A 12,516-nucleotide genomic window follows, 5' to 3' on the forward strand; every position below is an offset into this window, starting at 1 on the left:
ACACTTTTCACGCCGGCAGCGAGGACAGCGGCACCGCGAACACCGCGCGGCCGCAGACCTGGTTCTTCGCCGAGCAGTCGGCCGTCGACCACTCCGACTGCGACCACACCAGGCCCGTCGACCAGTCGTAGGTCAGCGCCTCCGGGTGGACCGCCCAGCAGGCCGTCGTGCCGGTGCCGCAGGTGGCCGAGCTGCTCTTCGCCGTCGTCTGGGTCCAGAGCTGGCCGTTGATCGTCGCCGAGCTGTGGGCGACGTAGTACTTGCCGTTGTTGGACAGCACGCCCTGCATGTTGCCCACCGAGCTGCGCAGCGCCTCGGTCGCGCCCACCGTGCCGGACGACGACGCCGACAGCAGGAAGTCCGTGCCCATCGGGTAGCGGTAGAGGCGCCCGTGGAGGCTCTGGTCGGAGAAGTACTCCGTCGTCACGACCGACGCCGGGGTGGTGCTGCGGTCCAGCGACATCGACGAGAAGCACGGCACGCCCGTGTCGGACGCCATGCTGCAGGTGCCGCCCGCGTAGGTGTAGTAGCCGACCTGCATCATCGCGTACTTGTAGGTGTAGGCGGCGTATCCGCCCGAGGTCTTGCCGATGGAGTTCGACGTCGTGTCGGTCATCTGCAGGATGTGCTTGGTGCTGAACACGCGGATGGCGGTCGAGGTGTTGCCTTCCGCCGTCACGTAGATCTTGTCGCCGTACCAGGCCATCCCGCCCATGTGGGCCTGCGCGGCGGAGAAGCTGGAGCCGGTGCTGTTCGGCACGGCCAGGTAGAGCATCCGGTACGACGGCTTGGCCGGGTCGTTGTAGTTGATCGCCTGGATCCGGGCGTCGTTGTAGCGGCCGAGCTCGTCGGTGCCGTGCCAGCCGGACAGGATGATCTTGTCGTCGCCCCACTTGCCGTCGTCGTCGGCGTCGCCGGAGGTCGTGATGCCCTGGGGGCTCCACGTCTTCGTCCCGGCGCGGTCGGCGTCCCAGCACATCGACTTGGTGGCCACCGGCGCCTTGGGCAGCGAGGCCTTCTCCGCGGTGGTACAGCCGGTCATGGCGTAGCTGGTGTCGTTGACGACGGTGTTGAGGCTGACGTTCGGCAGCGCGCTGTCCAGCGCGGTCAGCGCGGAGGCCGGCGTCGCGTGCCACACCAGGTTCTGCTTGGTCGTCGTCGTCAGCGGATCGCTGTACGCGGCGCTGGCCGTCCCGGGCAGCGCCAGCGCGCCGGCCGCCACGGCCAGCGCGAGGAGGAGGACTTTCGGAGTTCGCATGGGAGCAGTACGCCAGCGGGCAATCCAAAATTCGTACACCGGCCTTGTACGGCTCTTGTACTCCGGACAGTCCATTGTGGACCTCCTCGCGCCCCCGGCTACCGCGTGAGCGCCTCGGCCAGGACGGTCCGCAGCGGGGTCGCCGACCGGCCCAGCAAGGCTTCCAGGTCCGGCCCGGCCGTGGCGAACTCGCCGCGGCGCGCGGCCCGGAACATGCCGAGCAGCAGCTCCGCGCGCGCCGCCGGGACGCCGTGCCCGATCAGGCCCGCCACCCAGGCGTCGTCGGAGACCACCACCCGCCGGATCCGGCGGCCGGTGAGTTCGGTGAGCAGGGCGGCGACGTCCTCGAGGTCGAGCGCCACCGGCGCGGTCAGCGGCGGCGTGGGCCCGTCGAAGCGCCCCTCGTCCGCAAGGAGGATCGCCGCGGCTTCGGCGAGGTCGGCGTGCGCGGTCCAGGACACCGGCCCGTCGACCGGCGCGGCCAGTTCGCCGGTCTCCAGCGCGCCGCCGAGCAGCAGCGGCACCGTGGCGGCGTAGAAACCGTTGCGCAGCGCGGTGAACGGCGCACCTTCGAGCCGGCGCTCGGTCGCGGCGTGGTCGGCCATGGGCGCGAACCGCGAACCGGCGGCCGCGCCCTGGTGGCTGGTGTAGAGGACGCGCTTGGCGCCCGCGTCGCGCGCGGCTTCGATCGCCGAGACGTGGTGCGCCACGGCTTCCTCGCCCGTTTCGTCCGTGGACACGACGAGAACCTGCGCCGCCCCCTCGAACGCCGCGGCGAGCGAGCCCGGGTCGGCGAAGTCGCCGCGCCGGACCCGGACGCCCCGCGCGGCGAGGTCCGCCGCCCGGGCCGGGTCCCGGACACTGACCCCGATTTCGGCCGCCGGAACGCGCTCGAGCAGCCGGTCGACGATGCCCGACCCGAGCTTCCCGGTACCCCCGGTGATGACGATCATGGTCCACCCCTTCGTGTTGTTCACGCTGATACTAACCACGTTAGCATCAGTGATATCACAATGGGGTTACCAGTGGAATCACGTCGCCCGCAGCACCGCCGCTCCGGTCACCCGGTCCGCGGCCAGGTCGGTCAGCGCCCGGTCCGCCGCGTCCAGCGCATAGGGCACCGTGCTGACTTCCAGGTGGTGGTGACCGGCGAAGGCCAGGAACTCGCGCGCGTCCGCCCGGGTGTTCGCGGTGACGCTGCGCAGCTGGCGTTCCTGGAACAGGTGCCGCTGGTAGTCCAACGGCGGCACATCGGACAGGTGGATCCCCGCGACGGCGAGCGTCCCGCCGCGGTCGAGCGCGGCCAGTGCCGGCGGCACCAGGTCTCCCACCGGCGCGAACAGGATCGCCGAGTCCAGTGGCTCCGGCGGCGGCTCGGCCGCGTCCCCCGCCGACGCCGCCCCCAGTGCCAGCGCCAGCTCGCGGGCTTCGGCGCTGCGGGTCAGCACGTGCACCGCGGCTCCCCGCGCGATCGCGACCTGGGCGGTCAGGTGCGCGCTGCCGCCGAACCCGTAGATGCCGAGACGGCCGCCTTCGGGCAGCTCTGCCCGCAGGAGCGCGCGGTACCCGATCAACCCGGCGCACAGCAGCGGCGCCAGCTCGTCGTCGGTGTAGCCGGCGGGCAACGGCAACGCGTACGCCGCCGGGACGACCGCGAACTCCGCGTACCCGCCGTCGGCATCCCAGCCCGTGTAGCGCGACTCCGGGCACAGGTTCTCGCGGCCCCGCAGGCAGTACCGGCACCGCCCGCAGGTCGCGCGCAGCCACGCGATCCCGACCCGGTCGCCGGTGGCGAAGCCGGTGACGTCCGCGCCGAGCGCGACCACCTCGCCGACGACCTCGTGACCCGGCGTCACCCCCGGCCGGTGCACCGGCAGGTCGCCCTCGGCGACGTGCAGGTCCGTCCGGCACACGCCGCACACCAGCACGCGCACCAGCAGCTCCCCCGCTTCGGGGCGCGGCACCGGGGCCCGCACCAGGTCCACCGGCCCGGTCGGCATCGGACCCGGCCGCTGCACGCGCCAGGCGTGCATCGTCGTCGGCAGCTGTGTCACGGGCACCCTCCTCGTTCCCCTGGTGTCCCCAGCATGGCCGCACCGCGGCGGCCGCGCGAGTGCCGGTAAGTCGTTGACCCCTAACGGGATTGAGCTGTTCGTGCGCATTTCTTGTGTGTGGTGTAACAACTTTCCGGCCTCGCGCGCCATACCGGACGGCGCTCGCGCCAGTCCGGTCCCCGCCGCACGAGGAGTTCGTGATGGGTTTTCGCCGTTTCCCGCTGCCCCGAAGATCGAGACGCCTGCCGGCCGCGGGGTTGGTGGTGCCCCTCGCCGGCGCGCTCGCGGTCGCCGTCGCCACCGCTGCACCCGCTGCCGCCGCCGTGCCCACCGGCTTCACCGACACGCTGGCCATCGGGGGCCTCAGCTCGCCGACCGCCGCCGCGTTCGCCCCCGACGGGCGGGTGTTCGTCGCGGAGAAGAGCGGCCTGGTCAAGGTGTTCGACTCCCTTGCCGACCCGACGGCGACGGTGTTCGCCGACCTGCGCACCCCGACCCAGGACTTCTGGGACCGCGGCCTGCTCGGGCTGGCGGTCGACCCGGCCTTCCCCGCGCGGCCGTACGTCTACGTCTCCTACACCCTCGACGCCCTGCCGGGCGGGACCGCGCCGAGGTGGGGCGACACCTGCCCGACCCCGCCGGGCGCGACCGACGCCGGCTGCGTCGTGACCGGCCGCGTCTCCCAGCTGACCATGGGCCCGGCCGGCACGGCGGTCAGTGAGAAACCCCTGGTCACCGGCTGGTGCCAGCAGTACCCCAGCCACTCGGTCGGCGCGCTCGCCTTCGGCCCGGACGGCGCCCTGTACGCCGGTGGTGGCGACGGCGCCAGCTTCAACTTCGCCGACTACGGCCAGGTCGGCAACCCCTGCGCCGACCCGCCCGCGCCGGCCGGCACGAACCTCGCGCCGCCGTCGGCCGAAGGCGGCGCGCTGCGGTCGCAGTCGCCCCGCCGCGCGGCCGGGCAGCCTGTGCTGCTCAACGGCGCGCTCCTGCGCATCGACCCCGACACCGGCGCCGGCCTGCCCGGCAACCCCTTCGCGAGCAGCGGCGACGCCGACGCCCGCCGGGTGATCGCCTACGGCTTCCGCAACCAGTTCCGGTTCGGGTTCCGGCCCGGCACGAGCGAGCTGTGGGCCGGTGACGTCGGCTGGAACACCTGGGAGGAGATCAACCGCGTCGCGAACGCCGGCGACGGCGTGGCCGAGAACTTCGGCTGGCCCTGCTTCGAAGGCAGCGCCCGGCAGGCCGGTTACGACGGCGCCAACCTCGACCGCTGCGAATCGCTGTACTCCGCGGGCGGGCAGACCGCGCCGTACTTCGCCTACAACCACAACGCCAAGGTCGTGGCGACCGACCCGTGTCCGACCGGCGGCTCCTCGATCAGCGGGATCGCCTTCGAAGCCGGCAGCAACTACCCCGCCGAGTACGCCGGCGCGCTGTTCTTCGCCGATTCCTCCCGCGGCTGCATCTGGGCGATGCAGACCGTCTCCGGCCAGCCGAGTTCGAGCAGGCTGGTGCCGTTCGTGACCGGGGTGAGCACGCCGGTGCAGGTGCTCACCGGTCCCGGCGGCGACCTCTTCTACGTCGCGCTGGGCGCCGGCGAACTGCGCCGGGTGAGCTACGCCGGCGGCACCAACCGGCCGCCGGTCGCGGTGGCCACGGCGACGCCGTCCAGCGGACCGGCGCCGCTGACCGTCCAGTTCGACGGCACCGGTTCCACCGACCCGGACGTCGGCGACACGCTTTCCTACGCGTGGGACCTCGACGCGGACGGCGCCTACGACGACTCGGCGGATCCGCGGCCGACCCGGACCTACACCACCGCGGCGGCGGTCGACGCCGGGCTGCGGGTGACCGACTCCCACGGCGCGACGGCGGCCACGACCGTCCGGGTGACCGTCGGGACCCCGGCCGGGCTCGACCCGGTGCCGGTCATCGACACCCCGGCCGCCACGCTGAACTGGTCGGTCGGACAGACGGTGTCCTTCTCCGGCCGCGCCGTCGACGCCCAGGACGGCGAGCTGCCGCCTTCGGCGCTGTCGTGGCGGCTCGCCATCCGGCACTGCGCGGCCAACGGCACCTGCCACACCCACAACGTCCAGGACTTCCCGGGCGTGGCCGCGGGCTCGTTCGTCGCGCCGGACCACGAATACCCGTCGTACCTGCAGCTGACGCTGACCGCGACGGACTCGACCGGCCGCACCGGGTCCAGGACGATCGACCTCCAGCCGAAGACGGTGACGCTGAACTTCACGTCGAGCCCCAGCCAGGCGATGCTCACCGTCGGCGGGACCCAGCAGCGCACGCCGTTCTCCCGGACGGTGATCGCCGGGTCGGTCAACTCGATCAGCGCGAACAGCCCGCAGAACCTGCCCCCGCTGAACATGAAGTACGCCTTCACCAGCTGGGCGCACGGCGGGGCGCGGACGCAGAACGTCGTCGCGCCGGCGACGGGCGCGTCCTACCAGGCGAACTACCGGCTCTGCTGGCTGCTGCAGCCCTGCTGAGCGGGATGACCCGGCGCCGCGTGGCGCCGGGTCATCCCCCGTTCTTCTGGGTCTTTTCGGCCTTCTTCGACGCTTTCGAGGATTCCTTCGCGGCCTTCGACGACTCCTTGGCCGCCTTCTTGGACTCCTTCGCGGCCGGGTCGTTCCCGAGGCCGTTCCCGTTGTTGCCGTTGTTCCCGTTGCCGTTTCCGTTGTTGCCGTTGCCGTTACCGGTTCCGGTTCCGGTTCCGGTTCCGGCCGCTCCCGATTCCCCGGATTCCCCGGCTCCCGCTGTCTCACCCGCCGGCGGCACGCCCGTCGGTTCCACACCACCCGGGACGCCCGGTACCGCCGTGCCCGCCGCGTCCGAGGTCGGTGCGACGCCGCCCGGCGGGACGCCGGCGCGGGAGCCGGCCTGCGGTCCGGTGCGCACGGGCTGGGTCGTCGTGCCCTCGCCGGAGAACGGCGGCGGGGCGTCACTCGACGTGCTCGCGCCGATCGTCACCGTGGTGACCAGCGCCGCGCCCGCGGCCGCCACCTTCGCCGCCGTCGCCCACGACAGGGCGGACACGCCCGTGCCGGTGGCACCCGCGGCGGCCCCGGAGGAGGCGATCGAACCGGTGGTGGACAACCACTGCGAGACGATCGGGATGCCCAGGATGAGCGGGGCCACCGTGGCGGGCAGTTCCTGGTTGAGCTGCCGGAGCCCGTCGGCCAGCTCCCGGCAGTCCGGGCAGCGGTCGAGGTGGGCGGCGACCCGGTGCGCCTTGTGGTCGGAGATGCCGTCGCGCACGAACTTGGCCAGCTGACCGGAGACGTTCTTGCAGTTGCGCCGCCGCGCCTCGGGCACGTGCTGGTCGAGGTAGGCCTGGCGCAGGCCCTCGCGGGCGCGGTAGGCCAGCGCGGCCACGCCGTTCGGCGTCATCCCGAGGTCCTCGGCGATCTCCGCGGGTGACTCGTCGTCGATCTCGGTCCGCCACAGCACCGTGCGCCACCGCTCGGGCAGGCTCGCGAACGCGTCCGCGGCGACCGTGGCGTGCAACCGGCTGCCGACCGGCTCGTCACTCCCCGCACCCGGCGTCACGTCCGGGACCTCGGCGACCACCGAGACGGCCGAGTCGCGGCGGCGCCAGCTGATCATCGTGTTCCGGATGGTCGTCAGCAGGTACGGCCGGAAATCCTCGTCCGGGCCTTCGCCGGAGCGCAGAATCCGGAGTACGCGGGTGAATCCTTCGGCGATGAGGTCTTCCCGCTCCGCCCGGTCGGCCGCGATCGCGGCCGCCACCCGGCGGGCGGCGACGAGGTGCCGGTCGTAGAGCTCGCCGTAGGCCGCGATGTCGCCACCGCGGACCGCCGCGATCAAGGCCGCGTCGCTCGGGACGTCCGTCGTCCCGGCCACCGCCGGCGCCACATCGGTCACCACTCCCCCTCGCCGTGCGCGTGCACGTGCAGAACGTCCCGAGATAGTCGCGCAACGAGTGACACCTGCGCAAGGTTGCGGCGCCGAAAGGACTTTCCCGATTTCGCGCCAAGCGAGTGACGGGCGCGTTGACTTGTCACATCCCTGAGCGGTCCCGGGTGGATTCTCCCCGGTTCGCCGACCCGGCGTTGCCCCGGCCTTTACCGGCGAGTAAAGAAAACGGCGGTGACCGGCCGGTCACCACCCAGTGTCCGATGTGGACGGTACACGAGCCGGGAGCCGCTCGCGCGCCGTCGACGACCAGAAGGGTTTCCCCATGCGCAGAGCCCTGCTCGTGCTGCTGACCGCGCTCCTGCCCACCTTCGCGATCACCCCGGCCGCCCACGCCGGACCGTCCGCCGCCCCGGCCGTCGCGGCGGTGCCCGCGAACGCCGGGCGGGGCTGGCCGGTCAGCGGTGCCCGAGGCGTCCTCGACCTCGCCGCCCGCGGGTACGTCGAGGAGGAATACCTGCTGTCCGGCCAGGCCGACACGTTCGAGCAGGTGGGACTGTGGACCGAAGACGGCCGCTGGACCACCCGGGTGGCCACCACGGACACCCCGTACACCACCCGGATGGTCGTGGTGCGACCGCGCGACGCCGCGCGGTTCACCGGCACGGTCGTGGTCGAATGGCTCAACGTCAGCTTCGGCGTCGACATCCCGGTGGACTTCTCGCAGTCCTACGAGCACTTCGTCCGCGAGGGCCACGCCTACGTCGGCCTGACGACCCAGAAAGCCGGTGCCGACAAGCTCAAGAGCCTCGACCCCGCGCGGTACGCCGCGGTGAACCTCGGCGGCGACGCGCTTTCCTACGACGTGTTCTCCCAGGCCGCGCAGGCGATCCGGGCGAACCCGCAGCTGCTGGGCGGCCGGACGCCGTCGATCGTGCTCGGCAGCGGGCACTCGCAGTCCGCGCTGCGGCTGACCACCTTCGCGAACGCCGTCCAGCCGGTGCGGCGGAGCTATGACGGCTTCCTGATCCACGGCCGGGCCGCGCTGGCCGCACCGATCGGCGACGGCGTCGTCGGCGCTCTGTCGGCCCGGATCCGCACCGACCTCGGCGTCCCGGTGTTCGTCCTGCAGGCGGAGACCGACGTCGTCGCGTCGGCCTCGGTCCGGCAGGACACCGCGCGGGTGCGCACGTGGGAGGTCGCCGGCACCGCGCACGCCGACCAGTACGGCCTCGACCTGTACAACGCGGCCAACGCCCGGGACAAGTCGATCAACAACGGCGCTCCGACGACCTGCGACAAGCCGGTCAACAGCATGACGTTCCGCTACGCGGAGAACGCCGCGTTCCGCCACCTGGACCGCTGGGCGCGCGGCGGCGCCGCCCCGCCCACGGCGCCGCCGATCTCGATGCTGTTCAACCTCATCATCCTGCGCGACGGCGACCAGAACGCCCTCGGCGGCGTCCGGCTGCCCGACCTCGACGTCCCGGTGGCGGCCTACTCGCCCAACAACACCGGCGGCAACGTGCCCGGCGCGTGCCTGCTGCTCGGCACGACCATGCCGCTGACGCCGGACCGGATCCGGCAGCTGTACCCGGACCACGCCACGTACGTCGCGAAGTTCACCGCGGCGGCGGACCGGGCCGTGCGGGCGGGCTACCTGCTGCGGCCCGACCGCGACGAGGCCGTGGCCAGGGCGCAGGCGGCGCCGGTGCCGGTGCCGTAACCGTCCACAAAGGAGCGGTGCCCGGGCCGCCCCGGGCACCGTCGGCGCGGCCCCTGAAACCTGTTCCACCACGACCCCAGCTGACAAACCCGGCCGGATCGCCGTATCTTGTCCAAAACAGTAACGTGTTCTAGTCTGGCGCCGTGGAAGGGACCGGGATGGACGAGCAGGCGATGCGGTATCCGAACCACCTCGGCCACCTGGTCGTCTCCGCACTGAAACGGCATCGGGACAAGCCGGTCATGGTGCTGGGCGAGACCACGATGACCGGGGCCCGGACCGCCGAACAGGTCAGCCAGTACGCCCAGGCCTTCGAGGCGCTCGGGGCCGGCACCGGCGCGCCGGTCGCGCTGCTGTCGCTGAACCGGCCGGAAGTCCTGCTCATCATCGCCGCCGGTCAGCTGCAGGGCTCGCGGCGCACCGCGCTGCACCCGCTCGGGTCGCTCGACGACCACGCCTACATCCTCGCCGACGCCGGCATCACCACGCTGATCATCGACCCGGTGCCCGCCTTCGTCGACCGCGCGCTCGGCCTCCTGGCCAAGGTCCCCGGCCTGACCCAGGTGCTCACCATCGGGCCGGTGCCCGAACCGCTGGCCCACGTCGGCACGGACCTGACCGCGGCCGCCGCGAAGTTCGAGCCGCAACCCCTGGAGCCCGCGGTGCTGCCGCCGGACCAGGTCGTCTCGATCACCTACACCGGCGGGACCACCGGCAAGCCGAAGGGCGTCATGGGCACCGCGCGGGCGATGACCACGATGACGCAGATCCAGCTGGCCGAGTGGGAGTGGCCCGAGTCACCGAAGTTCCTGATCTGCACCCCGCTCTCACACGCCGGCGCCGCGTTCTTCGCCCCGACGCTGCTCAAGGGCGGCTCGCTGATCGTGGTGCCGAAGTTCGACCCCGCCGAAACCCTGCGGATCATCGAAGAGCAGCGGATCACCGCGACCATGCTCGTGCCCACGATGCTCTACGCGCTGATGGACCACCCCGACTCGCGCACGCGCGACCTGTCTTCACTGCAGACGGTGTACTACGGGGCGGCGTCGATCAACCCGGTGCGGCTGCGCGAGGCGATCGACCGCTTCGGCCCGATCTTCGCCCAGTACTACGGTCAGTCCGAAGCTCCGATGGCGATCAGCTACCTCGCCAAGGGCGACCACGACGACGCGCGGCTGGCCTCCTGCGGGCGTCCGTCGGCGTTCCTGCGCACGGCGCTGCTCGGCCCGGACGGCGCCCCGGTGGCACCGGGCGAGCCGGGCGAGATCTGCGTGGCCGGCCCGCTGCTCGCCGGCGGCTACTGGAACCTGCCGGAGATCACCGCCGAGACCTTCCGCGACGGCTGGCTGCACACCGGCGACGTCGCCCGCGAGGACGAGGACGGCTTCTGGTTCATCGTCGACCGGGTCAAGGACATGATCGTCACCGGCGGGTTCAACGTGTTCCCCCGCGAGGTGGAGGACGTCGTGGCCGAGCACCCCGCGGTCGCGCAGGTGGGTGTCATCGGCACCCCGGACGACAAGTGGGGCGAAGCGGTGACGGCGGTCGTGGTCCTGCGGCAGGACGCGGACACCGGCCTCGAGCGGCTCACGGCCGAGATCCAGGCGGCGGTCCGCGAGCGCAAGGGCCCGGTGCACGTGCCCAAGCAGGTGGTCGTCGCCGAGTCGCTGCCGATGACAGGGCTGGGCAAGCCCGACAAGAAGGCCCTGCGCGCCCAGTACGCGCGGCACAGCGCCGACGTATAGGCCGTTTGATCCGACAACCTCCGCTGTCACGAATCGGCGAGCACTCTCGTCCCCAGGGATGAGCAGCGCCGCCGGGCGGTGCCGAACGGAGGGAACGGACACATGAAGGTCGTCGTCATCGGCGGGACCGGTCTGATCGGCAGGCACCTGGTGACCTGGCTGGCCGGGCAGGGCCACGAAGCGGTGCCCGCGGCGCCGAGCACCGGCGTGAACACCCTGACCGGCGAAGGGCTGAAGGAGGTGCTGCGGGACGCCGACGTCGTGGTGGACGTCTCGAACTCGCCGTCGTTCGCCGACGACGACGTCATGGCCTTCTTCCGCACCTCGACCGGCAACCTCGTCGACGCGGCGAAGGAAGCGGGCGTCGGGCACTACGTCGCGCTGTCGGTGGTGGGCACGGACCGGCAGCCCGACGTCGGGTACTTCCGGGCGAAGGTCGCGCAGGAAGAGCTGATCGCGGGGTCGGGGCTGCCGTTTTCGATCGTGCGGGCGACGCAGTTCTTCGAGTTCGCCGGCGGGATCGCGGACACCTCGGTCACCGACGGCGTCGTGCGGCTGCCCGGCGCCGGTGTGCAGCCGATGGCCGCTGCCGACGTGTCCACCGCCGTGGGGCGGGTCGCCACCGGGGACGCCGTCGGGGGTGTCACCGAGGTCGCCGGGCCGGAGGTCCTGGGGCTCGACGAGTGGGTGCGCACCGTGCTGACCGCGCGCTCGGATCCGCGCCAGGTGGTCACCGACCCGCGGGCACCGTACTTCGGCGCGGTGCCGGGACGGGCGGACCTCCTGCCGGGAGCGGGCGCGCGGCTCTCGGAGACGACGCTCGCCGAGTGGCTCGCCCGGGCGTGAGGCACTACGCGCCGTCGTGGTCCGGGTCGGCGTTGAGGACGATGCCGCCGACGTACCCGTCGCGGGCCTGGGCCACCTTCAGCAGCATGCTCGGCCGGTAGATCGAGTCGTCGTCGTTGAAGGTGTCCCGTCCGGTGTGCCGCGCGTACGGCTCGGTGGCCAGCACCCGCGCGTTCAGGGCTTCGTCGAACATCAGCTGTGTGGTGAGCGTCTTCTCGGCGCCGACGTGCACCATCACGTGGATGTGGACGGTCCGGCCGCGGTACCAGCCCGGCCAGATCGTCGTGAACTCGACGATCCCGCCCTGGTTGGTGACCTGGGCGCCGCGCAGGTAGCGCGTGTCGTCGGCCGGCACGAGGTCGCCGTCGCCGCCACCCGGCGGCGGCGGTGCCCCGCCGCTGCCGCCGGACGCCGCCTCCGCGCCGGAGTACAGGCCGCCCGCGTCGCAGTGCCAGATCTCGACGACCGCGTTCGGGATCGGCCGGCAGGTCTCGCTGTCCTGCACCTGCAGGGCGAGCCGGAGCTTCGTGCCCGGCTTGTCCTCGCGGATGTCGCTGCGGATCTTGCCGGCGTCGAAGTAGTACGGCCCCTGCGTGGTGGACGCGGTGAGCGTGCACGTCTGCGCGCCGGAGAGGAGGGCGGTGAGGTCGGCGTCGGTGACCGCCTCCAGCGTGACCGTCTCGCCGGTGGACGTCGTGACGGTGCTCGGGCCGGCGCCCTTGCCGGCGCACGCCGTGACGAGCGCCCCGAAGCCGATCGAGCTCACGCCGGCGAGCAGCCGGCGCCGGCTGACGCGCCGGCCCTCGTGGTCGTTCCCCATGCCCGTCCTCCCGTGGTGGGTAATGGCCGGCCGGCTTCCGCTTGACCCGGCTTTGGGGCCAAGCGTCACGACGGCAACTGAGACAGGCCTGTGACGAAGCTATCCGTTGCCGATCGATCGCCGGGCCGGGGTATGCTCACCCGGAATAGTCAAAAAATTGAGTAGGTGAG

9 protein-coding genes are annotated in these 12,516 nt (G+C 72.4%); 4 read left to right on the top strand and 5 right to left on the bottom strand.

Annotated features, from left to right (window positions below; all coding sequences use genetic code 11):
- Positions 1-7: 7 nt before the first annotated feature.
- The 3 genes from I4Q55_RS05310 to I4Q55_RS05320 form a co-directional block, all read right to left on the bottom strand.
- Positions 8-1,258, bottom strand: coding sequence for a hypothetical protein (locus tag I4Q55_RS05310; protein ID WP_206784864.1), 1,251 nt, complete (start codon positions 1,256-1,258; stop codon positions 8-10).
- 98 nt (positions 1,259-1,356) lie between these two features.
- The gene (locus I4Q55_RS05315; protein WP_206785032.1) at positions 1,357-2,211 is read right to left on the bottom strand and encodes an NAD(P)H-binding protein; all 855 of its coding nucleotides are present in this window, start codon (positions 2,209-2,211) and stop codon (positions 1,357-1,359) included.
- A gap of 78 nt (positions 2,212-2,289) precedes the next feature.
- Positions 2,290-3,291 carry a zinc-binding alcohol dehydrogenase family protein gene (locus tag I4Q55_RS05320; protein ID WP_206785033.1) on the bottom strand — a complete coding sequence of 334 codons (1,002 nt, stop codon included), beginning with the start codon at positions 3,289-3,291 and terminating at the stop codon, positions 2,290-2,292.
- Positions 3,292-3,512: 221 nt separating this feature from the next.
- Here I4Q55_RS05320 and I4Q55_RS05325 point away from each other — a divergent pair, with 221 nt between their 5' ends.
- Positions 3,513-5,819, top strand: coding sequence for a PQQ-dependent sugar dehydrogenase (locus I4Q55_RS05325; protein WP_242545307.1), 2,307 nt, complete (start codon positions 3,513-3,515; stop codon positions 5,817-5,819).
- A 31-nt stretch (positions 5,820-5,850) separates the two neighbouring features.
- On the opposite strand, the gene I4Q55_RS05330 is transcribed toward I4Q55_RS05325, so the two are convergent.
- Positions 5,851-7,218 carry a sigma-70 family RNA polymerase sigma factor gene (locus tag I4Q55_RS05330; RefSeq protein ID WP_307793120.1) on the bottom strand — a complete coding sequence of 456 codons (1,368 nt, stop codon included), beginning with the start codon at positions 7,216-7,218 and terminating at the stop codon, positions 5,851-5,853.
- 316 nt (positions 7,219-7,534) lie between these two features.
- Between I4Q55_RS05330 and I4Q55_RS05335 the strand changes: the two genes are divergently transcribed.
- The 3 genes from I4Q55_RS05335 to I4Q55_RS05345 all read left to right on the top strand — a co-directional run bounded on the left by I4Q55_RS05335 (position 7,535) and on the right by I4Q55_RS05345 (position 11,526).
- On the top strand, positions 7,535-8,935 hold the full coding sequence (locus tag I4Q55_RS05335) for an alpha/beta hydrolase domain-containing protein (protein WP_206784866.1): 1,401 nt from the start codon (positions 7,535-7,537) through the stop codon (positions 8,933-8,935).
- Positions 8,936-9,078: 143 nt separating this feature from the next.
- On the top strand, positions 9,079-10,680 hold the full coding sequence (gene fadD8 / locus I4Q55_RS05340; protein ID WP_307793121.1) for a fatty-acid--CoA ligase FadD8: 1,602 nt from the start codon (positions 9,079-9,081) through the stop codon (positions 10,678-10,680).
- A gap of 102 nt (positions 10,681-10,782) precedes the next feature.
- Positions 10,783-11,526, top strand: a complete 744-nt coding sequence (locus I4Q55_RS05345) for an SDR family oxidoreductase (protein ID WP_206784867.1) — start codon at positions 10,783-10,785, stop codon at positions 11,524-11,526.
- 4 nt (positions 11,527-11,530) lie between these two features.
- Here I4Q55_RS05345 and I4Q55_RS05350 read toward each other — a convergent pair whose 3' ends face one another.
- Entirely contained in the window at positions 11,531-12,346 is an 816-nt protein-coding gene (locus tag I4Q55_RS05350; RefSeq protein WP_206784868.1) for an intradiol ring-cleavage dioxygenase, read from the bottom strand.
- Between the last annotated feature and the right edge of the window lie 170 nt (positions 12,347-12,516).

It is taken from the genome of Amycolatopsis sp. MtRt-6, assembly GCF_017308975.1.
Lineage (GTDB): Bacteria > Actinomycetota > Actinomycetes > Mycobacteriales > Pseudonocardiaceae > Amycolatopsis.